Raw genomic sequence first — 21837 nt, forward strand, 5'->3', positions numbered from 1 at the left:
ATGGGAGGCGGCGCGGACGCGTCGCCGCGAGCGTCGATGGGGAGCAGATGTCCGAAGCACCGCCCGCCGGGCCCGGCAGCGCTGAGCCGGGTGCCGACAGCGCCGAGCCGAGGTCCGGCACGCCCCACCGCCGGGCCGCGGCCACCCTGTTCGGCCTCGCGCTCACGGTGCTCGCCGCCGACGCGGCGACCAAGCACCTCGCCCTGGGCGCGCTCGAGGACCGCGAGCCGGTCAGGCTGCTCGGCGGTGCGGTCTACCTCAGCCTGACCCGCAACAGCGGCGCGGCGTGGAGCATCGGCGCCGACTACACCTGGGTCTTCCCGCTTATCACCCTCGGGGTGGTCGGTTGGATCGTCTGGATGGCGCTGCGCCTGCGCTCGCTGCCCTGGGCGATCTCGCTGGGCCTGGTGCTGGGCGGGGCGCTGGGCAACTTCGCCGACCGGGTCTTCCGCGCCCCGGGCTGGTTCGTGGGGCACGTGGTGGACATGGTCAGCGTCTTCGCCCCGTACGGCCGGGTGTTCCCGGTGTTCAACCTGGCCGACAGCGCCCTCGTCTGCGGCGTGCTGCTCGCCCTCCTGCTGGAGTTGACCGGCCGGCAGCGTGACGGCAGCCGGATCGGCCACGGCGAGTCCACCGACGAGGCGGCGGCCCAGGCCGACGCCGGGCAGCGGGAGCGGGCATGACCGCCGCCTTCGCCGCTGGCGGCGACCACCGTTCCCTGCCCGTTCCCGACGGCCTCGACGGCACGCGGCTCGACCAGGCCGTGTCGCGGCTGTTCGGGCTGTCCCGCACCGCCGCCGCGGCCCTGGTCGACGCCGGCGACGCGCTTGTCGACGGGGCCGCCCGGCCGAACTCCTACCGGGTGAAGGCCGGCTCCTGGCTGGAGGTGACCCTGCCCGCGCCGGTCGCCCCGCCCACCGTGGTGCCGCAGGCGGTGCCCGGGCTGCGGGTGGTGTACGCCGACGACGACATCGTGGTGGTGGACAAGCCGGTCGGCGTCGCGGCCCACCCGAGCCCCGGCTGGACCGGCCCGACGGTGATCGGCGCGTTGGCCGCCATCGGGCACCGCATCTCGACCAGCGGCGCCGCCGAGCGGCAGGGCGTGGTGCACCGGCTCGACGTCGGCACCACGGGCATCATGGTGGTGGCCAAGAGCGAGCAGGCGTACACCGCGTTGAAGCGGGCCTTCAAGTACCGCGAGGTGGAGAAGCGCTACCACGCGGTGGTGCAGGGGCACCTGGACCCGCTGCGCGGCACCGTCGACGCCCCGATCGACCGGCACCCCACCCACGACTACCGCTGGGCCGTGGTCTCCGGCGGCAAGCCGAGCATCACCCACTACGACACGGTGGAGGCGTTCCCGGCGGCGAGCCTGGTCGACGTGCGGCTGGAGACCGGGCGCACCCACCAGATCCGGGTGCACTTCTCCACGCTGCGGCACCCGTGCGTGGGCGACCTCACGTACGGCGCCGACCCGACCCTGTCCGCGCGGCTCGGACTGTCCAGGCAGTGGCTGCACGCCCGGTCGCTGAGCTTCCTGCACCCCCGCACGGGGGACGAGGTGCGCTTCGTCAGCGACTACCCTGACGACCTGGACCGCGCGCTCGAGATCCTCCGCGACTGAGCGTCGTCCCGCCCGTGACGATCCGACGAGGGGATCCCGCCATGTGTGCCGGTGCCCCCGCCCCGAGCGTGGGCGAAACGTCGGAACCCGCGCCGGGCGTGACGCGACCATCACCGACACCGGCCGGACCGACCGGCGGCGGGTCGCCGCCGGCCGTCCTGTCGACCTCCTGGTACGCCGGCGCCGACGGCGTACCGGGGCCCGTGCCGTGACGGGACGAAGAACCGAAGGTGCGTAGACGGGTGTGGTCCGAATAGGGTTTCGTTCGTAGCCTGTCAGACGGGCATCGATGGCGCTGGGAGGGCGAGCCTTGGAGGGCAGCGAGACCGGCTGGGGGCGGCCGGCCGAACCAGCACCGCGGTGGCGGGCGCTGCTCGACCGGGCCCGGCACGGCAGCCGCACGGCCGAGCAGGCCGAAGCCGACCGACACGCCGATCCGCCGCCCCTCCCGCCGGAGCCGCTGCCCCGCCGCTCGTCGGGCAACGGCTATGCCGCGCGGGTGCCGGCCATCGGGCGGGCCCCCGAGCCGTACGTGCCGGAGCCCGGCCCACCGCCGTACGGCGCGGACGGCCCACCGGCGTACGGCGCGGAGTACGGCCGCCCGGTCGACGCGGGCTACCGGGCCGAGGCCACCTACCGGGTGGAGCCGGCCTACCGGATGGACCCGCTGGAGCCCGCCTACCGGGTGGAGCCGGAACAACCGCCCGAGCCGTCCTACCGGTCTGATCCGGTCGAGCCGTCCTACCGGGCGGATCCCATCGAGCCGAGCTACCGGTCGGGCTCCATCGAGCCGTCCTACCGGGCGGACCCGATCGAGCCGACCTACCGGGCGGACCCGGGGTATCCGGCCGAGCCGGCGTACCGCGTGCCGGCCCAGCCCCCGCCGCCCCGCATCGAGACCGAGCCGCGCCGGGGCCCGGGGCCGGTCGAGTCGCGCTACGCGGTGCTGGACAACGGCTACCGGCACGAGCCGCCCCCGGTCGAGTCGCGCTACGCGGTGCTCGACAACGGCTATCGCTCCCGGCGCGCCCACCAGGCCCCGCCCGCCGCGCCGCCGCCGGCCGTGCCACCGCCGGCCGTGCCACCGCCAGCGGTGCCGCCGCCCGCCGCGCCGCCGCCCGTTGTGCCGCCGCTGGCCGTGCCGCCGTCCGCCGCACCGCCGCCCGCCGAGCGGGGCTACCCGGCGCGCGTCGAGTGGCGCCCACGCGGCACGGAGGACGAGGTGGAGCGCGCCGTCGGGGTGCTCCGCCGCGACCTGGGCACCCCCCGGGTGCTCGCGTTCGCCAACCCGAAGGGCGGCGTGCACAAGACCACCGCCACCGTGCTGGCCGCGGCGACCGTCGGCAGCGTACGCGGACGGGGCGTGCTGGCCTGGGACGACAACGAGCTGCGCGGCACGCTCGGGCTGCGCGCCGGCAGCGCCCGGCACGCCCGGACCATCCGGCACCTGGTCGGCGATCTCGCGCATGTCGAGATCAAGGAGGGCGCCGAGCTGCTGGCGCACCTGGACGACTACCTGCGGCACGCCTCCGACGGCTCGTACGACGTGCTGGCCGGCGAGGAGAGCCCCCGCTTCGCCCAGCGGCTCGACCAGTTCACCGTCCGGCGGGTGCTGGAGTTGCTGCGGCGCACCCACGACGTGGTCTGCGTGGACACGGGCAACAACGTGGAGAGCGCCAACTGGCGCACCGTCATGCAGGCGGCGGACCAGCTCGTGGTGACCACCGTGCCCCGCGAGGACGCCGCGTTCAGCGCCGACTGGATGCTGGACCTGCTGCACGAGGTCGGGATGGGGGAGCTGGCCGACAACGCGGTCACCCTGATCTCCTGCCCCACCCCGGGCCGCTCGCCGTTGCAGGACGACCTGGAGCGGCACTTCGCCACCCGTACCCGGGCCGTCGCCGTGGTGCCGTACGACCCGGCGCTGGAGACCGGCTCCTCGATCGAGTACCACCAGCTCCAGCAGGAGACCCGGCAGGCGTGGCTGAAGGCCGCCTCGGTGATGCTGGAGCCGTTCGCCCGGTGAGCGGGTGTGCCGCCACCGACGGCCCACGGCGCCCACGGGCCTGAGAGGATCACCGGGTGAGCGCGGACACCCCCGAACCCGACCGGCCCGGCCGCCTGCCCGACGAGCCGGGGGCGCCGGCCGCCTGGGCGGCACCCGACCCGCCGCACCGCGTCGGCCCCGCCGACCACCCGCACGCCGAGCAACCCGCCCCGCCGCACGACGCCACGACCGGCGGCCCGTGGCACACCACGACAGGCACGCCGGCGTACGCCCCGACCGGCGACGCGTGGCGGGCACCGGCCGGCGGGCCGCCGTACGGCGGGACAGTGGAGTACGTCCCCGGCGGGACCGGGCTGGAGTACGCCGCCGGCTACCCGCTCGCGCCGCCGGCGGAGCCGGACCTGCCGCGCGGGCGGGCGGTGCGGCTCGCCCTGCTGACGGCGCTCGTGACGACCGTGCTCGGGGTGCCGCTCGGGCTGCTCTGGGCCGCCCTCGCGCCGGACACGCCGGTGATCAAGGTCGCCGAGGGGGCGATCTACGCCGAGCCGCAGCCGGAGCAGCCGATCGCCGCCGACGGCTGGTTCAGCCTGCTGGGGCTGGGCTTCGGGGTGCTCGCCGCCCTCGCGCTGTGGTTCCTGCTGCGCCGGCTCCGGGGACCGGTCGGGCTGTCCGCCGCCGTGCTCGGCGCCTTCGGCGCGGCGCTGGTCGCCTGGCAGGTGGGTCGGCGCACGGGGCTGGCCGGCTACGAGCGGCTGCTGGAGAGCGCGCCCGTCGGGCAGGCCTTCGAGAAGCCGGCCGACCTGCGGGCCGGCGGGATCGAGTGGGTGTTCGGCGTGCTGCCGGTGCCGCACGGCAACCTGCTGCTGCCGGCGTTCGGCGCGGCCGTGACGTACACCCTGCTGGCCGGCTGGTCCCGCTGGCCGTCGCTGCGCCCGGAGCGCGAGCCCGGCGTGCCCGGGCTCAGTTGGGGGTCGGCGGAGACGCCAGCTCCGTCAGCGGCACCGGAACCGCCCGCACCTGGCGCAGCAGCGCCGCCTCACGGTTGAGCAGGCGCAGCTCGGCGCGGAGCCGGGCGGCGGTGTCGTCGATGGCGAGCAGCCGCTGCCGGTCGGCCACGGTCAGCACGGCCGTGGCGGCCACCAGGTGCGACAGCACCGTCGGATCCTCCGGCAACTGCTCGGACAGCTCCTCGGGATCGGCCCGGATCAGGCCCAGGTACTGCCGGAAGACCGAGATCACCCGGGCGGCGAGCAGGTCGGCGACCTCGTCGGGCCCGCCCGGCTCGGGCAGCCACTCCACGTCGGCGGTCAGGTAGGGCTCGGTGTTCCGGTCGACGTCGGCGACGCGGAACCTGCGCTTGCCCACCGTGACGATGTCGAAGCCACCGTCGGGGCGCTCGGTGACCTGCCGCAGCTCGGCGGTGCAGCCCACCTCGTGCAGGGTGACGTCGCCGCCACCGGGCAGCGGCTTGCCGTCCGGCCCGGTGGGGGCGACCTCCCAGCCGGTCCGGATGGCCACCACGCCGAACTCGCGCGGGGCGTCCTCGGGCAGCGCGACCAGGTGCCGGACCAGGGCGCGGTAGCGCTCCTCGAATATGTGCAGCGGCAGCACCAGACCGGGGAAGAGGACCATTCCGAGCGGAAACACCGGCAGCCGCGCAGTCACGCGTCGAGCGTAGCCCGATCCCGGCGCGGCGGCGTGGCCCGGCTCACCGTCCCGGCGTACGGGCGGCGCCGGTCGCCGTCCGGGCGGGCCGCCTAGACTCGCAAGGGTGTTGAACCGGATCGACCTGCGCGGCGGCGTCCGTGACCCGCGCCGCCTGCTGCCCCGTGCCCAACTCGACGTCTCCGTGGCCGTCGAGCGGATCCGCCCCCTCGTGGAGGCGGTCCGGGAGCATGGTTACCCGGCGATCCGGGAAGCCAGTGAGCGCTTCGACGGGGTCTCGCCCGAGGTGCTGCGGGTGCCCGCCGAGGCGATCGCCGAGGCGGAGGGCACCCTCGCTCCCGAGGTGCGCGCCGCGCTGCTGGAGTCGATCGCGCGGGCCCGCAAGGTGCACGCCGACCAGCGCCGCACCGACCACACCACCCAGGTGGTGCCGGGTGGCACGGTGACCGAGCGCTGGGTGCCGGTCGACCGGGTCGGCCTCTACGTCCCCGGCGGCCTGGCGATGTACCCGTCGACAGTGGTGATGAACGTGGTGCCGGCCCAGGCGGCCGGGGTGCGTTCGCTGGTGGTGGCGAGCCCGCCGCAGAAGGAGAACGGCGGCCTGCCCGACGCCCGGGTGCTCGCCGCCTGCGCCCTGCTCGGTGTCGACGAGGTCTACGCCGTCGGCGGCGCCCAGGCAGTGGCGATGCTGGCGTACGGCGCGGCGGTCGACGCCGAGGGTGCCGCGCACTGCGACCCGGTCGACATGATCACCGGGCCGGGCAACATCTGGGTCACCGCCGCCAAGCGGCTGCTGCGCGGCGTCGTCGGCATCGACGCCGAGGCCGGCCCGACCGAGATCGCCATCCTGGCCGACGACACCGCCGACCCGGCGCACGTCGCGGCCGACCTGGTCAGCCAGGCCGAGCACGACCCCCTCGCGGCCAGCGTGCTGGTGACCCCCTCGGTCGAGCTGGTGGAGGCCGTGGAGCGGGAGCTGGCCCGGCAGGTGCCGGCCACCAAGCACGCCGAGCGGGTCACCACCGCGCTCACCGGCCAGCAGAGCGGCGTCGTCCTGGTCGACGACCTCGACGCCGGGCTGCGGGTGGTCGACGCGTACGCGGCCGAGCACCTGGAGATCCAGACCCGGGACGCCCGGGAGTGGGCGCTGCGGGTACGCAACGCCGGGGCGATCTTCGTCGGCGCCTGGTCGCCGGTGTCGCTCGGCGACTACTGCGCCGGCTCCAACCACGTGCTGCCCACCGGCGGCTGCGCCCGGCACTCTTCCGGGCTGTCGGTGCAGTCCTTCCTGCGCGGCATCCACCTGGTCGACTACTCCGAGCAGGCGCTGCGCGAGGTGGCCCCGCACGTGGTCACTCTGGCCGGCGTCGAGGACCTGCCGGCGCACGGCCGGGCCGTCCAGGTGCGCTTCCCGGGGGAGCTGGCATGACCACCCTCGACGACCTGCCGATCCGCGACGACCTGCGCGGGCTGTCGCCGTACGGGGCGCCGCAGCTCGACGTGCCCGTGCGGCTGAACACCAACGAGAACTCCTACCCGGTGCCCGAGCCGGTGGTGGACGCGATCGGCAAGGCCCTCGCGGCGGAGCTGCGCGACCTCAACCGCTACCCGGACCGCGACGCCGTGGCGCTGCGCGCCGACCTGGCCGGCTACCTGGGTCACGGGCTCACCGTCGAGCAGGTGTGGGCGGCCAACGGCTCCAACGAGATCCAGCAGCAGCTGCTCCAGACGTTCGGCGGCCCGGGGCGCAGCGCGCTCGGCTTCGTCCCCGCGTACTCGATGCACCCGCTGCTGGCCCTCGGCACCGGCACCCGGTGGGTGCCGGCCCGCCGCGGCGTCGACTTCGGGCTGACCGCCGACGAGGCGGTCGCCCAGGTCCGCGAGCACGCCCCGGACGTGGTCTTCCTCTGCTCGCCGAACAACCCGACCGGCACGGCCCTCGACCCGGCGGTGGTCGCCGCGGTGCTGGACGCCGCGCCCGGCATGGTGGTCGTCGACGAGGCGTACGCCGAGTTCGCCCGCCCCGGCACGGTCAGCGCCCTGGCGGTGCTGCCCGGGCACCCGCGGCTGGTGGTGACCCGGACGATGAGCAAGGCGTTCGGGTTCGCCGGCGGCCGGCTGGGCTACCTGGCGGCCGACCCGGCGGTGGTGGCGGCGGTGCAGCTGGTCCGGCTGCCGTACCACCTCTCGACGCTCACCCAGGCCGCGGCCCGGGCGGCGCTGGCGCACCGCGACGCCCTCCTCGACACGGTGGCCGCGATCTGCGAGCAGCGGGACCGGATCGTGGCGCGGCTGCGCGAGCGGGGGGTGCGGGTGGCCGACAGCGACGCCAACTTCGTGCTGTTCGAGGTCGGGGGCGACCAGGCCGCCGCCTGGCGCACCCTGCTCGACGCCGGCGTGCTGGTACGCGACGTCGGCCTGCCGGGCTGGCTGCGGGTCACCGCCGGCACCCCCGCCGAGACCGACGCCTTCCTGACCGCGATGGAGAAGATCTGATGAGCCGGACCGCCCGCGTGGAGCGGATCACCAAGGAGACGAAGGTCCTCGTCGAGATCGACCTCGACGGCACCGGCCGGGCCGAGATCGGCACCGGCGTCGGCTTCTACGACCACATGCTGCACCAGATCGCCCGGCACGGCGGCTTCGACCTGACCGTGCGCACCGTGGGTGACCTGGAGATCGACGCCCACCACACGATGGAGGACACCGCGCTCGCCCTGGGCGCCGCGTTCGACCAGGCGTTGGGGGACAAGGCCGGCATCCGGCGGTACGGCTCGGCCACCGTCCCGATGGACGAGGTCCTCGTCCGGGCCGCCGTCGACCTCTCCGGCCGCCCGTACGTGGTGCACGACGAGCCGGTGCTGGCGCCGTACATCGGGCCGGTCTACCCGACCAGCATGACCCGGCACATCTGGGAGTCCTTCGGCCAGGCGGCCCGGATCACGCTGCACGTGGACGTGCTGCGGGCGGCCCGCCCTGGCGGTCACCCGGACGCCCACCACGTGGTGGAGGCCCAGTTCAAGGCGGTCTCCCGCGCGCTGCGCGAGGCCACGGCGATCGACCCGCGCGCGGCGGGCGCGATCCCCAGCACGAAGGGGGCTCTGTGAGCGCGAGGAACGCAGCGCAGCGGAGTACCGCAGTCGCGAACGAGTGCGGTGCTGTGAGCGCGAGGAACGCAGCGAAGCGGAGTCCCGCAGTCGCGAACGCGGCTGACCCTGTGAGCGCGAGGAACGCAGCGCAGCGGAGTACCGCAGTCGCGAACGGAAGGCGGTTCTGATGGGTGGGGTGCTGCCGACGTTGCTGCTGATCCTGGCCGGCGTGTTGGTCGGCGGGGCGTGGTCGCTGCACAAGCAGGGCGCCCCGCGTGGGGCGGTGGTCGTCACGGCGCTGCTCGCCGCGCTGGCCACGGTCGGCGGCGTGCTGTGGCTGCTGCCGGGGGAGGGCGCGTGAGCCGGGTGGTGGTGCTCGACTACGGGTCGGGCAACCTGCGCTCGGCCGAGCGCGCCCTGGCCCGCGCCGGCGCGGACGTGACGGTGACCGACGACCTGACCGCCGCCGCCGAGGCGGACGGCCTGGTGGTGCCCGGTGTGGGCGCGTACGCCGCCTGCATGGCCGGGATCGAGGCCCTCGGCGCCGGCCCGGTGATCGCCGAGCGCGTCGCCGCCGGCCGTCCGGTGCTGGGCATCTGCGTGGGCATGCAGGTGCTCTTCGAACACGGCGACGAGCACGGGGTCGTGACCAAGGGGCTCGGGCTGCTGCCCGGCGGGGTGACCAGGCTGGCCGCCCCCCGGCTGCCGCACATGGGCTGGAACACGGTCGCGGCGCCGGCGGGTTCGGTGCTCTTCGCCGGCCTGCCCGCCGACAGCCGGTTCTACTTCGTGCACTCGTACGGGGTCGGGGACCCGGGCGCGCTGGCGGAGGCCGGCGCCACGGTCACCACCGCCCACCACGGGACGGACTTCGTGGCGGCCGTGGAGCGGGGTCCGCTCTGCGCCGCGCAGTTCCACCCGGAGAAGTCCGCCGACACCGGTGCCGCGCTGCTGCGCAACTGGCTCGCCACGCTTTCCACCGGTGACTGAGCGCCTGCCCGGTGCGGCGGGCCCGCTCCGGCCCGCCGCCGGCCGCCCTGTCCCGCGTCGACAGCTACCCGGACGACCGCGCCCCCGGCGGGACACGCCGTGAGCAAGGAGCGGGCCCGGCGCCGGGCGGCCCGGGAGGCCGAGGCCGCCCGGGAACGGGCCGTCCGCGAGCGGCGGACCGCCCGGCGGTCGCGGCGGCGGGCACTCGTCCGCCGGTTGACGCCGTCGCTGCGCCGGGGGCGGACGGGCCGGCTGCCCCGGCACAGTCGCGGCGAGCGGGCCGCCATCGTGCTGCTGACCCTGGTGGCGATGGTCCTGATCTGGTCGCTCGTCGACGACCTGGCGCTGCGCATCGCGCTGGTCGTGCTGTTGCTGCTCGTACTGCCGGCGATCGTGGTGATCGCCCTGGACCGTCGCACCTGACTTCGAGGAGAAATACCGTGAGCCTCACCCTGTTGCCCGCCGTGGACGTCGCCGACGGCCAGGCCGTCCGACTCGTGCAGGGAGCCGCCGGCAGCGAGACGACGTACGGCGACCCGTTGGAGGCCGCCCTCGCCTGGCAGCGGGACGGCGCCGAGTGGATCCACCTGGTCGACCTCGACGCCGCGTTCGGCCGGGGCTCCAACGCGCACCTGCTGGCCGAGGTGGTGCGGCAGCTCGACGTGAAGGTGGAGCTGTCCGGCGGCATCCGCGACGACGAGTCGCTGCACGCCGCGCTCGGCACCGGCGCCGCCCGGGTGAACATCGGCACCGCCGCCCTGGAGGATCCGGTCTGGTGCGACCGGGTGTGCGGGGAGTACGGCGACCGGGTGGCGATCGGGCTCGACGTGCGGGGCCGTACCCTCTCCGCCCGGGGCTGGACGCGCGACGGCGGCGACCTCTTCGAGGTGCTGGAGCGGCTGGACAAGGCGGGCGCGGCGCGTTACGTCGTCACCGACATCACCAAGGACGGCACCATGCGCGGGCCGAACCTGGACCTGCTGCGCGAGGTCTGCGCCCGCACCGACGCCCCGGTGATCGCCTCGGGCGGCGTCTCCACCCTGGACGACCTGCGGGCGCTGGCCACCCTGGAGTCGATCGGGGTGGAGGGCGTGATCGCCGGCAAGGCGCTGTACGCGGGCGCCTTCACCGTGGCGCAGGCGCTGGAAACCCTGGCGGCGGCGTGACCGTCACGCGGCTCGGCTCGGGCGGCCCCTGGGAGTCGGTGTACGGCTACTGCCGGGTCGTCCGGGCCGGCGACCTGGCCTGGACGGCCGGCTGCACCTCGACGGTGGACGGCGTGGTCACCCACGTCGGGGACGCGGCGGCGCAGACCGCGCAGGCCCTGCGGATCGGCCTGGACGCGCTCGCCGAGGTGGGCGCGGAGCCCGGGGACGTGGTGCGGACCCGGATGTACGTCACCGACCGGACGTACGCCGACGAGGTGGGCCGGGCGCACAACGTGGTCTTCGGCGCGGTCCGTCCGGCGGCCACCATGGTGGTGGTGGCCGGCCTGCTCGACCCGGACCATCTGGTCGAGGTGGAGTTGGAGGCGTACCTCGGCGAGCGCTGAGCCCCGGGAAGCGCGCCGAGACGGTGCCGCCCGACGTGCGGCTGTGCGCGACCTGATCGGTTGCGCACAATCTAATCGCGCGCTACGGTTTCCCGGTGACCGACCATCTGGTGCTGCGCCGGCAGGTGTGCTTCGCGCTCTACGCCGCGTCGCGCGCCCTCACCGACGTCTACCGGCCCGTCCTCGACGAGTTCGGCCTGACCTACCCGCAGTACCTGGTGCTGCTGGTGCTCTGGGAGCGCGACGACGCCCCCACGGTCTCCGAACTCGGCGCCGCCCTGCGCCTGGACTCCGGCACGCTCTCCCCGCTGCTCAAGCGGCTGGAGGGGGCGGGGCTGGTCGTCCGGACCCGGTCGGCGCGCGACGAGCGGCGGGTGGAGGTGGGCCTGACCGGCGACGGGCGGGCCCTGCGGCACCGGATGGACGAGGTGCCGCTGCGGGTCGCCCGCGCCACGGGCCTCACCGAGGCGGAGCTGGTCGCCCTGCGCGACACCCTCACCCGGGTCACCGAGACGATCCACCGACAGAAGGAGCAGTGACCACCATGCAGGTGCTCTACACCGCGTCCGCCCGGGCCACCGGGGACGGTCGGGACGGCCACGTCCGCACCTCCGACGGCACCGTCGAGCTCGACCTGGCCGTGCCGAAGGAGATGGGTGGCGCCGGTGGCGCCGCCAACCCCGAGCAGCTCTTCGCGGCCGGCTACGCCGCCTGCTTCCACTCGGCGCTGCGCCTGGTCGCCCGCAGGGCGAAGGTCGACGTCTCCGGCTCGGTCGTCGAGGCCGAGGTCGGCATCGGCGCCAACGGCAGCGGCGGCTTCGGGCTGGCCGTCACCCTCCTGGTCGACCTCCCGGCCGTCGAGCGGGCCACCGCCGAGCAGGTCGTCGAGCAGGCCCACCAGGTCTGCCCGTACTCGAACGCCACCCGCGGCAACGTCGAGGTCACCCTCACCGTGCGCGAGGCGCTGTGAGCACCCGCAACCGGGAGATCCACCTGGCCTCCCGCCCGCAGGGCTGGCCGACCGCGGACAACTTCCGGCTCGTCGAGACCGAGGTGCCCACCCCGGGGCCGGGGCAGATCGTGGTCCGCAACCGGTACGTGTCGGTCGACCCGTACATGCGGGGGCGGATGAACGACGTCAGGTCCTACGTGCCGCCGTTCGCGCTCGACGCCCCGCTGGACGGCGGGGCGGTCGGCGAGGTGGTGGCCAGCGAGGTCGAGGGCCTCCAGCCCGGCGACACCGTGCTGCACGGCCTCGGCTGGCGCGAGTACGCGCTGCTCGACGCGCGGGCCGCCCGGAAGGTCGACCCCGACCTCGCCCCGGTCAGCGCCTACCTGAGCGTGCTCGGCATGACCGGCCTGACCGCGTACGCCGGGCTGCTGGACGTCGCCGGGATGAAGGCGGGGGAGACCGTCTTCGTCTCCGCCGCCGCTGGCGCGGTGGGCAGCCTGGTCGGCCAGATCGCCAAGCTGCGGGGCGCGGCGCGCGTGGTCGGCAGCGCGGGCTCGGCGGCCAAGGTCGAGCGGCTGCGCGCGCTCGGCTTCGACGCCGCGTTCGACTACCACGACGGGCCGGTGCGCGACTCGCTCAAGGCCGCCGCCCCGGACGGCGTCGACGTCTACTTCGACAACGTCGGCGGCGACCACCTGGAGGCGGCCATCTCCGCGATGAAGGTGCACGGCCGGGCCGCGATCTGCGGCATGATCGCGCAGTACAACGACACCGAGCCCCCGGCCGCGCCGCGCAACCTGGCGCTGGTCATCGGCAAGCGGCTCACCCTGCGCGGCTTCCTGGTCGGCGACCACGGCCACCTGCGCGACGAGTTCGTGCGCGAGATGGCCGGCTGGCTGCGCGACGGCAGGGTCTCGTACGACGAGACGGTCGTCGACGGCATCGAGAACGCCCCGGAGGCGTTCCTCGGCCTGCTGCGCGGCGAGAACCTGGGCAAGATGCTCGTCCGGGTGTGAGGAAGGGCCCCTTCCTGACCCCGGGGAGCGTGGCGGCGCGCCGCAGCGGCGGTGGTCGGCCTCACAGGTCGGTCACCGCCGGTGCCGGGAGGGATAGGCTCGCGGCATGACGGTGGCGGTGCGGGTCATCCCGTGTCTCGACGTGGACGCCGGTCGGGTGGTCAAGGGAGTCAACTTCCTCGACCTGCGCGACGCCGGCGACCCGGTGGAACTGGCGGCGGCGTACGACCGGGCCGGCGCGGACGAGCTGACCTTCCTCGACGTCACCGCCTCCTCCAGCGACCGGGGCACCATGCTCGACGTGGTCCGCCGCACGGCGGAGTCGGTCTTCATCCCGCTGACCGTCGGCGGTGGCGTCCGGCAGGTCGCCGACGTCGACACCCTGCTGCGCGCCGGCGCGGACAAGGTCGGGGTGAACACCGCCGCGATCGCCCGCCCCGAGCTGATCGCCGAGATCGCCGACCGTTTCGGCCGGCAGGTGCTGGTGCTCTCGCTCGACGTGCGGCGGGCGCCCGGCGGCGGCACGCCCAGCGGGTTCGAGGTGACCACCCACGGCGGTCGGCGCGGCACCGGGCTGGACGCGGTCGAGTGGGCCCGGCGCGGCGCCGAGTTGGGCGCGGGCGAGATCCTGCTGAACTCGATGGACGCCGACGGCACCAAGGCCGGCTTCGACCTCGACCTCATCGGCGCGGTGCGCCGGGTGGTGGACGTGCCGGTGGTGGCCAGCGGCGGCGCGGGCGAGGTGGCGCACTTCGCGCCGGCGATCGGCGCCGGCGCCGACGCGGTGCTCGCCGCCAGCGTCTTCCACTTCGGCGAGCTGACCGTCGCCGAGGTCAAGGACGCGCTGCGCGGGGCCGGGCACCCCGTCCGCTGACCGCCCCCGCGTGATCCGCCCGGTCCCTTCGACCCGCGTGATCCGCCCGGTGCCCCCGGCCCGCGTGATCCGCCCGGTCTCTCCGGGCCGCGTGATCCGCTCGGTCCCTTCGGCCCGCGTGATCCGTCGGCGCCCGCTCAGTCGCGGCGGGAACGGTTCTCGGGGGAGCGCCGGGGCGCCGGGATCGAGCGCACCACGTACTCCTGCACGGCGGCGGCGTGGTCGGCCTCGTCCAGGTGCCAGTCGGCGCTGACGGGGGCGTGTCGCCGGACCAGGACGCCCTGCACGGTGTCCACCGTGGTGGCCAGCCCGGCGTTCGGCCTGGTGCGCCAGAGGCGCTCACCGTCGGAGGTGATCCGGAACCAGCCGTCGGTGACGCTGACCAGCCCGGCCCCGACGAGGCGACGGACCGCCGCCTCCACCTCGTGCCGCTCGGGGATCGCCTGGTTGAGATGGTCGGCGGTGGAGAGCACGTCGGCGAGGCGTACGCCCTCGGGGCGGCGGCTGGCCGCCGCGCGGCGGTGCCGTCCTGCACCGCTGGCGATCACCACCGAGACGAAGATCCAGGCATCGGTCCAGCGCCATCCGTTCTCCCCCATGCGAGGATTCTGCCGGGCGTGGCGTCCGAAGGGAACACCCGGCGTCCGGGTCGGGTCAGGTGGCGGGGAGCGGCGCGACCGGGCCCGGGGCGGGGTCCTGCGGCCCGGGGACCGTGAACAGCGGCAGGAAGACCTGGGTCAGCGGGCCGATGCCCAGCGCGTAGGCGATCGTGCCGACGCCCACCGTCCCGCCGAGCAGCCAGCCCAGCGCCAGCACCGTGACCTCGATGGCGGTGCGTACGAGCCGGATCGAGCGGCCGGGCCGGCGGGCGACGTAGCCGGTCATCAGGCCGTCGCGGGGGCCGGGTCCGAGGCGGGCGCCGAGGTAGAGACCCGTCGCCGCCCCGTTGGCCACGATGCCGGCGACCAGCATCCCGGCCCGTACGCCCAGCGACCCGCCGGCCGGCATCAGCGCGAGTGTCGCGTCGACGACCAGCCCGACCACCAGCGCGTTGCTGACCGTGCCGAGGCCGGGGCGCTGGCGCAGCGGTATCCAGAGCAGCAGCACCAGCACGCCCACCGCGATGGTGACGGTGCCGATGGAGAGGCCGGTCAGCTCGGACAGGCCCTGGTGGAACACGTTCCACGGGTCCAGGCCCAGCCCCGAGTTGATCATCAGAGCCATGCTGACGCCGTAGAGGACGAGGCCCGCGTAGAGCTGGCTGAGCCGCCGCGCGGGACGATGTCGGAGATTGCCAATCGGTGTCACCCATGCCACGCTAAAGGCCAATTGGCGCAGCGTAAGAGCCAATCCGGGAGGAGTGGCCATGACGAGTCAGGTTCGGGGTGTCCAATTGGCCCGGCTCCTCGGTCAGTGGCATGCGCTTCCCGGCCGCCGGCGGAGCCCCGACTACGCCGCCCTGGCCGGTGCCGTACGCGGCCTGCTCGCCGACGGCCGGCTGCCGCTGGGCGTGCGGCTGCCCGCCGAGCGGGAGCTGGCCGAGGCGCTGAAGATCAGCCGGACCACGGTCACGGCCGCGTACCGGGAGCTGCGGGAGAGCGGGCACCTCGCCAGCCGGCGGGGTGCCGGCAGCTGGACGATGCTCCCGGGGACCCACCGGGTGGCGAGCACCGGGCTCTGGACCCCGCTGGACGACCGCGACATGATCGACCTCGGGGTCGCCGCGCTCGCCGCGCCGCCCGAGCTGCTGCCGGCCGCCCGCGCGGCCGCCGAGGACCTGCCCCGCTACCTGGGCGGCGCCGGCTACCACCCGACCGGGATCATCGAGCTGCGCGAGGCGGTGGCCCGCGCGTACACCGAGCGGGGTCTGCCCACCTCACCCGACCAGATCATGGTCACCAACGGCACCCAGCACGCCCTCGACCTGGTGCTCCGGCTGGCCCTCGCCCCCGGCGGCAACGTGCTGGTCGAGGCGCCCAGCTATCCGAACGCGCTGGCCGCGCTGGCCGCCCGCCGGGCCCGGATCACCACCCACGGCCTGGCCGTCGAGGAGCCCGGGTGGGACGCCGACCTGCTGCTCGGCGCCCTCCGGCAGGCCCGGCCCAAGCTGGCGTACCTGATCCCGGACTTCCAGAACCCGACCGGGCACCTGATGTCGGCCGCGCTGCGCGAGCGGGTGGTGGCCACCGCGCACGCCGTCGGCACCGACCTGGTCGTCGACGAGTCGTTCGTGGACCTGCCGTTGGACGGGACGGTGCTGCCCCCGCCCACCGCCAGCTTCGACCGGCACTCCCGGGTGGTCAGCATCGGCGGGATGAGCAAGCCCTTCTGGGGCGGCCTGCGGATCGGCTGGGTGCGCGCCTCCGCCCCGCAGGTGCAGCGGCTCGCCGCCGCCCGGGTCGGCGTCGACATGGCCAGCCCGGTCCTGGACCAGCTGGTCGCGGTCCACCTGCTCGCCGACGCGCCGGCCATCGTCGCCGCGCGCCAGGCCCAGCTCACCGTCCAGCGCGACGCCCTGCTGGCGGCGCTCGCGCAGCGCCTGCCCGAGTGGCGGGTCACCGTCCCGCACGGCGGGGTGACCCTCTGGGCCGAACTCGACGGACCGATCTCCAGCGCGCTGGCCCGGGCCGCCGAGGAGGTCGGCGTACGCCTGGCGCCCGGTCCCCGGTTCGGCCTGGACGGCACGTTGGAGCGCTTCCTGCGGCTGCCGTTCACCCTGCCGGCCGCCGATTTGGTCGAGGCGGTCGGCCGCATCGCCGCCGTCCGGTACGACCTGGACCGGGGCGGCCGGTCGCAGTGGCGGGAACCGGCGGTCATCGCCTGAGACGGGCCGGCGTGCCGGCCGGAACTTGCGGTGCCGTCGGTCAATCGCGCCTGCGCGGCGCCCCGGGGCTGCGAGACTGCGCAGGTGGGGGATGCGCGGGGGATACGGTGGCCGCGCGGGATCCTGCCGAGCGCCCCCGGGTCGCGCACCACCCGCCTCGAACTCTTCTACGACCTCGTCTTCGTCTTCGCCTTCCTCAACGTGACCACGGTGACGGCCGGCAGCCTGGACGCCCGCGGGCTGGTCCGGTTCCTGGTGGTGCTCGCCCTGCTCTGGTGGTGCTGGAGCAGCTTCGCGGCGCTGGGCAACGTGATCCGCACCGACCAGGGGCTGACCCCCCTGGTCGGGTTCGCCATCTCCGCCGCCGTGTTCGTGCTCGCGCTGAGCCTGCCGAAGGCGTTCGTCGACCGCCCCGGCGGGCTGCCCGGCCCGCTGGTCTTCGCCGCCTGCTACTTCCTGGTCCGCGCGACCCAGGTGGCGGTCTTCCTCTGGGCCGTGCGCTCCGACGGGGAGGTGCGCCAGCGGATGCCCGTGCTGATCCTGCCGCTCCTGGTGGCGACGGGGCTCATCCTGACCGCCGCGCTGGTGCCGCAGCGGATCTTCGACGACGGCGCCGAGATCGGTCTGCGGCTGACGTTGTGGGTCGGCGCGCTCGCCGTCGAGTACGGCGCCGGCCTGGCCCAGCACCGCGCGGGGTGGACGGTGCTCTCGGCGGGTCACTGGGCGGAACGGCACGCGCTGATCATCATGGTGGCGCTCGGCGAGACGATCATCGCGTTGGGGCTCGGGCCCGGCCCCATCGCCACTTTGCCGCTGACGTGGCCGGTGATCGTCGCGGCGTTACTCGGCATCGCGGTGGTCGCGGCGCTGTGGTGGGCGTACTTCGACACCCTCGCCCTGGCCATGGAGCAGGTGCTGCACCGCACCCGGGACCCGCGCACCCGTGCCGGGCTGGCCCGGCACGTGTACACCTACCTGCACCTGCCGCTGATCACGGGCGTGATCCTGTTCGCGCTGGGCCTCAAGGGGCTGATCCACGAGGTCGCCGACCCGGCGACCCCGAGCTGGGGGGTGCCGCTGCCCCGCTTCGACATGCTTGCCCTCTTCGGCGGGGTCGCGCTCTACCTGCTCACGCTGATCCTGCTCGGCAGCCGGATGCTGGGCGCGGCGCGCTGGCCGACGATCTGCGGGGTCCTGCTGCTCGTCGCGCTGACCCCGGCGGCCGGGCAGGTGCCGGAGTTGGCTGCCCTTGCCATGCTGGCGGTGGCCGCCGTGCTGACGGTCGCGGTGCAGACGGTCGTCGACGCCCCGCGGCGGCGGCGCGTGCGGCAGGTGGCGCTGGAGGAGCAGCTCGCCTCGGAGGCCGAGCAGACGCGGTGGCGGGGCCACCACCTGTGAGCCGGCACTCCGCCCGTCCGACGTCGGCGACCCCGTACGCAATGCGGGGCCGCCGACGTCGCGGGCTCAGAGCTCGGCCAGCGTGCCCGCGTACATCTTCTCGATCTCGCCGGCGAAGTTGCTCTCCACGCCGCGGCGCTTGATCTTGAGCGACGGGGTGATCTCGCCGTCCTCGATGGTCAGGTCGCGCGGCAGGATGGCGACCTTCTTGATCGTCTCCCAGCGGTTGAGCTTGGCGTTGAGCTCGGCCACGTACCCCTCGACCATGGCCTTCGCCTCCGGCGAGGTGACGATCTCGGTGTAGTCGCGGCCCTCCAGGGGAGTGCCGGCGGCCCAGCCCTTGATCGCCTCCGGGTCCAGCGTGACCAGCATCGTGCAGTAGTTGCGGGCCTGGCCGATCACCACCGCCTGGGAGGTGTACGGGCAGGTCGCCTTGAACATCCCCTCGATGTGCGAGGGCGCGATGTACTTGCCGCCCGAGGTCTTGACCAGGTCCTTCTTCCGGTCGGTGATCTTCAGGTAGCCGTCGGAGTCCAGGGTGCCGATGTCGCCGGTGCGGAAGAAACCGTCCTCGGTGAACGCGGCGGCGGTCTCCTCGGGCAGGTTGTGGTAGCCGCGCATCACCGGCCGGCCGCGCACCAGGATCTCGCCGTCGGTGTCGATCCGGCACTCCAGGTCGCCCATCGCCTTGCCGACGGTGCCGATCCGCAGCCCGTCCGGCGGGTTGACGAAGTTGCCGGCGCTGGTCTCGGTGAGGCCGTAGCCCTCGGAGATCGGCAGGTTCGCCGCGGCGAAGAAGGTGGCGATCTCCGGGCTGAGCGGGGCGGCGCCGGAGACGAGCACCCGGATCCGGCCGCCGAGGCGGGCCTGGAGCTTGCTGAACACCAGCTTCTCGGCCACCGTGTACTTCAGCTTCAGCCCCGTCGGGAGCGGCCGGCCGGCCTGCTCCAGGGCGACCTTCTCCTTGCCGACCCGGACGCCCCAGCCGAAGATCTTCGCCTTCGCGCCGCCGCCGGCCTGCGCGGTGGTCACCGCCTTGTTGTAGACCTTCTCGAAGACCCGGGGCGCGCCGCACATCAGCGTCGGCCGGATCACCGAGAGCAGCTCGACCAGCTTGTCGACCCGGCCGTCGACGTACGTCGGCAGGCCCACGTGGATCGCCCCGCAGAGCAGGGTCTTGCCGAACGAGTGCGACAGTGGCAGCCAGAGGTACTGCAGGTCGTCGTCGCGGAGCAGCCCCACCTCGACCTGCGCCACGCCCTCCCAGCACCAGCCGCCGTGCAGCAGCTCGACGCCCTTCGGGCGCCCGGTCGTGCCGGAGGTGTAGATCAGCGTGGCCAGGTGCTCGGGACCGATCCCGGCGACCAGCATGTCGATCAGGTCGGGCTCGGCGGCCAGCGCGCGGGCGCCCTGCTCCTCCAGCTCGGCGAGGGTGAGCTGGGGGACGGCGGCGGCCGGGTCGGCGGCGCCGTCGAAGAGCACGACGTGGGTCAGCGCCGGCAGGTTTGCGCCGGCGATCTTGGCGGCCTGTGCCGGGTTCTCGGCGAACAGCACCCGCGAGCCGGAGTCGGCGATGATGTAGGTCGCGTCGTCGGGCTCCGTGGTGGGGTAGACGGTGGTGGTCGCGCCGCCGGCGCACATGATGCCGAGGTCGGCGATCACCCAGTCGAGCCGGGTGTTCGCCAGGATCGCGACCGGATCCTCCAGGCCGACACCGAGGCCGTGCAGCCCGGCGGCGACCGCCTTGGCGCGACGGGCCATCTGCTCCCAGGTCAGCCAGACCGGCCCGGAGTCGTCGGGGGCCGGGTGGGCGAAGGCGTCGCGGTCGGGGGACGCCGCCACGCGCTTGAGGAACATGTCGGGGATGGAACGGTACGGTACATCGAGAGCCATCGCTGTAGCCGCCTTCGGGGGGTGGAGACGTGACCACGGTCACGTCGGCGTTCGTTACCGAAGGGTATTGCCTGCGCCCGGGCATCGGCTAGCCCTGTGGATCACGGCTGGGCCACGTCTCGGAGGATGGACGCCCGGCTCAGGCGTACCGGGCCGCCGCCAGCGACCAGTCGTAGGTGGCCCGGATCCAGTTGCGCCGCGCGGTGAGGGCCGGCCACAGGCCGTCGTCGCCGGTGGCCAGCAGCGCCGCCTCCGTCGCCAGGTACGCCGAGAGGCCCTCGTTGAACCGGTCGGCCGCCACCCGTAGGGCCGACGACTCGTCGCCGGCCGTCCGCCCTGCGGCGATCACCGCGACCAGATTGTGCACGTCCGGCTGCGCGAGGTGCTCCTTGCCGTACGAGAAGACGTCGTTGCACCAGCAGACCAGGTCGGCGGCGAGCAGGTCGAGCGCGACAAGCGACGGCTCGGCGCGGTGGGTCGCACCCGGCAGCGCCCCGGCGGCCAGCTCGGTGAGGGTGAAGCTGGGGTGGACCCCGCCGGTGTGCCGGCGCATCTGGACGTACTCGGCCAGCCCCGGCGCCCGGCCGTGCTCCCGGTTCGCCGCCTCCCAGAGCAGCGCCAGCAGATACTCCCGCACCTCACCGACGAAACGCAGCAGCGCCACGGGCCCGCCGGCGGCGTGGGCCCGCCGGCACAGCTCGCCCAGCGCCTCGCCGAGCGGCCCGGCCACGGTGGCGGTCGCGGTGGCGTCGGCCCGTCCCCCGTGGCCGTCCAGCACGTCCAGCAGGGCGGCCACGGTCGGCGCCAGCCGGGTGGGGGAGTCGCCGAGGCCGTCCTCGTCGCAGGCGTCGTCCATCACGAACAGCCAGGAGATCAGGTCGGTGAGCAGCCGCAGCCCCTCCACCGGACCCTCCGGGCAGGCCCGCCCGGCCAGCCCGGCGGCGTCGGCCCGGCGCAGCCGGTGCAGCCGGGGCCCGTCGCCGATCAGCCCGTGGCCGAGCGCCCACTCGATGCTCTCCCGCGCCACCCGTGCGGTGGCGTCGTGCTGGCGCGCGGGAAAGGGGGGTTCCCGCAGCGCCGAGATCGCGAAGGTCCGCATGGTGCCCCCCTGTCGCGGCGCCCCCCCGCGGGGCGGCGCGGGGCCGCGGACGGGGGGGCAAAAAGGTGTCAAAAGCTGGCCCGGTCGCCCCTCCGGACCGGGCTGCGGCTGTCCGCCTGCGGGGCGTCACATGCCCAGGTCGGCGCCCCGGAGCCGCTCGGCCGGTGCCGCCGGCCCGTCGATCTGCACCCGGGACACCCGCTGCCGGCCGCTGAGGAACAGGACCAGCTCGCCCGGCGCCCCCACCACCCGCACCGGTTCGCCGCCCCGGCCGACGGAGAGCTCCCCGTGGCCGGGCGCCTGGACGAAGACGTCCGCCGGGAAGCGGCGCAGCGCCAGCCGGGCCAGCCCGGTGCACCGCTTCCAGAGCGCCGCGTTAAGCCCCGCCCCGAGGTCGCGGGGGAGCCAGCCCGGGCGGGCGCGGCGCACGTCCTCGTGGTGGATGAAGAACTCCAGCGTGTTGGCCAGCTCGTCGGTGAGCGGGTTGCTGACCGGGCTCCACACCGGCGGCCGGCGCACCTCTTCGAGGAGGCGTGGCCAGGGACGCGCGGCGACGCGCAGGAACACCCGCTCGGCGTAGCCGCGCAGCGGCGGGAGCAGGATGCCGCCGGCGGCGTCGGGCCGGCGTTCGCGCAGCACCAGGTGGGCGGCGAGATCACGGGTGGTCCATCCCTCGTTGACCGTCGGCGCGTCCGGTCCGAGCGTCTGCATCAGGTCGACGAGCGCCTCGCGCTCCGTTCGGGCGTACCGCGGCATGCCCTGATCGTAGGCGCGCCCGGCCCACTCGGCGCGCCGAGCGGGCCGGCGGCCGTGACGGTGGACATAGCGGTCCGGGGCGGCGGAGCTGGCTCGG

General features: G+C 74.9%; 24 protein-coding genes. 18 read left to right on the plus strand and 6 right to left on the minus strand.

Translation table 11 applies throughout. The annotated features are described in order from the left end of the window. Positions 1-47: 47 nt before the first annotated feature. The 4 genes from lspA to AB0B83_RS08815 all read left to right on the plus strand — a co-directional run bounded on the left by lspA (position 48) and on the right by AB0B83_RS08815 (position 4678). A complete protein-coding gene (gene lspA / locus AB0B83_RS08800) occupies positions 48-683 on the plus strand; it encodes a signal peptidase II (RefSeq protein ID WP_151455896.1) in 636 nt (211 codons plus the stop codon). Continuing rightward, positions 680-1624: an RluA family pseudouridine synthase gene (locus tag AB0B83_RS08805; protein WP_311411633.1), complete on the plus strand. Its 945-nt coding sequence runs from the start codon at positions 680-682 to the stop codon at positions 1622-1624. The genes lspA and AB0B83_RS08805 overlap by 4 nt, the downstream gene beginning before the upstream one ends. Positions 1625-1934: 310 nt before the next feature. Further along, complete coding sequence (locus tag AB0B83_RS08810; RefSeq protein WP_357577656.1) at positions 1935-3650, plus strand: AAA family ATPase; 1716 nt, start codon at positions 1935-1937, stop codon at positions 3648-3650. A 335-nt stretch (positions 3651-3985) separates the two neighbouring features. Then, complete coding sequence (locus AB0B83_RS08815) at positions 3986-4678, plus strand: DUF2567 domain-containing protein (RefSeq protein ID WP_357577712.1); 693 nt, start codon at positions 3986-3988, stop codon at positions 4676-4678. Here the strand turns inward: AB0B83_RS08815 and AB0B83_RS08820 are convergent. Continuing rightward, positions 4593-5297, minus strand: a complete 705-nt coding sequence (locus AB0B83_RS08820; protein ID WP_357577657.1) for an LON peptidase substrate-binding domain-containing protein — start codon at positions 5295-5297, stop codon at positions 4593-4595. The two genes, AB0B83_RS08815 and AB0B83_RS08820, sit on opposite strands and share 86 nt — an antisense overlap. Positions 5298-5403: 106 nt before the next feature. Between AB0B83_RS08820 and hisD the strand changes: the two genes are divergently transcribed. The 12 genes from hisD to hisF all read left to right on the plus strand — a co-directional run bounded on the left by hisD (position 5404) and on the right by hisF (position 13770). Further along, the gene (gene hisD, locus AB0B83_RS08825; protein WP_357577658.1) at positions 5404-6726 is read left to right on the plus strand and encodes a histidinol dehydrogenase; all 1323 of its coding nucleotides are present in this window, start codon (positions 5404-5406) and stop codon (positions 6724-6726) included. Continuing rightward, complete coding sequence (locus tag AB0B83_RS08830) at positions 6723-7793, plus strand: histidinol-phosphate transaminase (protein WP_357577659.1); 1071 nt, start codon at positions 6723-6725, stop codon at positions 7791-7793. The genes hisD and AB0B83_RS08830 overlap by 4 nt, the downstream gene beginning before the upstream one ends. Continuing rightward, positions 7793-8404: an imidazoleglycerol-phosphate dehydratase HisB gene (gene hisB / locus AB0B83_RS08835; protein ID WP_091104907.1), complete on the plus strand. Its 612-nt coding sequence runs from the start codon at positions 7793-7795 to the stop codon at positions 8402-8404. Before AB0B83_RS08830 ends, hisB begins: the two co-directional genes overlap by 1 nt. Positions 8405-8573: 169 nt before the next feature. Further along, entirely contained in the window at positions 8574-8747 is a 174-nt protein-coding gene (locus AB0B83_RS08840) for a hypothetical protein (RefSeq protein ID WP_165947807.1), read from the plus strand. Beyond that, positions 8744-9376 (plus strand): imidazole glycerol phosphate synthase subunit HisH, encoded by a 633-nt coding sequence (gene hisH / locus AB0B83_RS08845; protein WP_357577660.1) that lies wholly within the window; start codon positions 8744-8746, stop codon positions 9374-9376. Before AB0B83_RS08840 ends, hisH begins: the two co-directional genes overlap by 4 nt. Before the next feature lie 99 nt (positions 9377-9475). Next, complete coding sequence (locus AB0B83_RS08850; protein ID WP_357577661.1) at positions 9476-9799, plus strand: hypothetical protein; 324 nt, start codon at positions 9476-9478, stop codon at positions 9797-9799. 17 nt (positions 9800-9816) lie between these two features. Further along, the gene (gene priA, locus AB0B83_RS08855; RefSeq protein ID WP_357577662.1) at positions 9817-10542 is read left to right on the plus strand and encodes a bifunctional 1-(5-phosphoribosyl)-5-((5-phosphoribosylamino)methylideneamino)imidazole-4-carboxamide isomerase/phosphoribosylanthranilate isomerase PriA; all 726 of its coding nucleotides are present in this window, start codon (positions 9817-9819) and stop codon (positions 10540-10542) included. After that, a complete protein-coding gene (locus tag AB0B83_RS08860; RefSeq protein WP_132236340.1) occupies positions 10539-10928 on the plus strand; it encodes a RidA family protein in 390 nt (129 codons plus the stop codon). Before priA ends, AB0B83_RS08860 begins: the two co-directional genes overlap by 4 nt. A 95-nt stretch (positions 10929-11023) precedes the next feature. Further along, positions 11024-11467, plus strand: a complete 444-nt coding sequence (locus AB0B83_RS08865; RefSeq protein WP_151454278.1) for a MarR family transcriptional regulator — start codon at positions 11024-11026, stop codon at positions 11465-11467. 5 nt (positions 11468-11472) lie between these two features. Further along, the gene (locus AB0B83_RS08870; RefSeq protein ID WP_357577713.1) at positions 11473-11898 is read left to right on the plus strand and encodes an organic hydroperoxide resistance protein; all 426 of its coding nucleotides are present in this window, start codon (positions 11473-11475) and stop codon (positions 11896-11898) included. After that, a complete protein-coding gene (locus AB0B83_RS08875; RefSeq protein WP_357577663.1) occupies positions 11895-12896 on the plus strand; it encodes an NADP-dependent oxidoreductase in 1002 nt (333 codons plus the stop codon). The genes AB0B83_RS08870 and AB0B83_RS08875 overlap by 4 nt, the downstream gene beginning before the upstream one ends. 106 nt (positions 12897-13002) lie before the next feature. Continuing rightward, positions 13003-13770: an imidazole glycerol phosphate synthase subunit HisF gene (gene hisF, locus AB0B83_RS08880; RefSeq protein WP_357577664.1), complete on the plus strand. Its 768-nt coding sequence runs from the start codon at positions 13003-13005 to the stop codon at positions 13768-13770. Between the two features lie 137 nt (positions 13771-13907). Here hisF and AB0B83_RS08885 read toward each other — a convergent pair whose 3' ends face one another. Continuing rightward, complete coding sequence (locus tag AB0B83_RS08885; RefSeq protein WP_357577665.1) at positions 13908-14369, minus strand: hypothetical protein; 462 nt, start codon at positions 14367-14369, stop codon at positions 13908-13910. A gap of 55 nt (positions 14370-14424) precedes the next feature. Then, entirely contained in the window at positions 14425-15078 is a 654-nt protein-coding gene (locus AB0B83_RS08890) for a hypothetical protein (RefSeq protein WP_357577666.1), read from the minus strand. A 58-nt stretch (positions 15079-15136) separates the two neighbouring features. Between AB0B83_RS08890 and AB0B83_RS08895 the strand changes: the two genes are divergently transcribed. Both AB0B83_RS08895 and AB0B83_RS08900 read left to right on the plus strand, forming a co-directional pair. After that, positions 15137-16594: a PLP-dependent aminotransferase family protein gene (locus AB0B83_RS08895; RefSeq protein ID WP_357577667.1), complete on the plus strand. Its 1458-nt coding sequence runs from the start codon at positions 15137-15139 to the stop codon at positions 16592-16594. 84 nt (positions 16595-16678) lie between these two features. After that, positions 16679-17992, plus strand: a complete 1314-nt coding sequence (locus AB0B83_RS08900) for a low temperature requirement protein A (RefSeq protein ID WP_357577668.1) — start codon at positions 16679-16681, stop codon at positions 17990-17992. A gap of 66 nt (positions 17993-18058) precedes the next feature. On the opposite strand, the gene AB0B83_RS08905 is transcribed toward AB0B83_RS08900, so the two are convergent. From AB0B83_RS08905 to AB0B83_RS08915, 3 genes are all read right to left on the minus strand, one after another. Further along, on the minus strand, positions 18059-19885 hold the full coding sequence (locus tag AB0B83_RS08905) for a long-chain fatty acid--CoA ligase (protein WP_357577669.1): 1827 nt from the start codon (positions 19883-19885) through the stop codon (positions 18059-18061). Between the two features lie 139 nt (positions 19886-20024). Continuing rightward, a complete protein-coding gene (locus tag AB0B83_RS08910; protein ID WP_357577670.1) occupies positions 20025-20984 on the minus strand; it encodes a terpene synthase in 960 nt (319 codons plus the stop codon). 126 nt (positions 20985-21110) lie between these two features. Further along, positions 21111-21740 (minus strand): TIGR03085 family metal-binding protein, encoded by a 630-nt coding sequence (locus tag AB0B83_RS08915; RefSeq protein WP_357577671.1) that lies wholly within the window; start codon positions 21738-21740, stop codon positions 21111-21113. Positions 21741-21837 lie beyond the last annotated feature (97 nt).

Source organism: Micromonospora sp. NPDC049060 (assembly GCF_040649055.1).
In the GTDB taxonomy this organism is placed as follows: Bacteria; Actinomycetota; Actinomycetes; order Mycobacteriales; family Micromonosporaceae; genus Micromonospora; species Micromonospora reichwaldensis.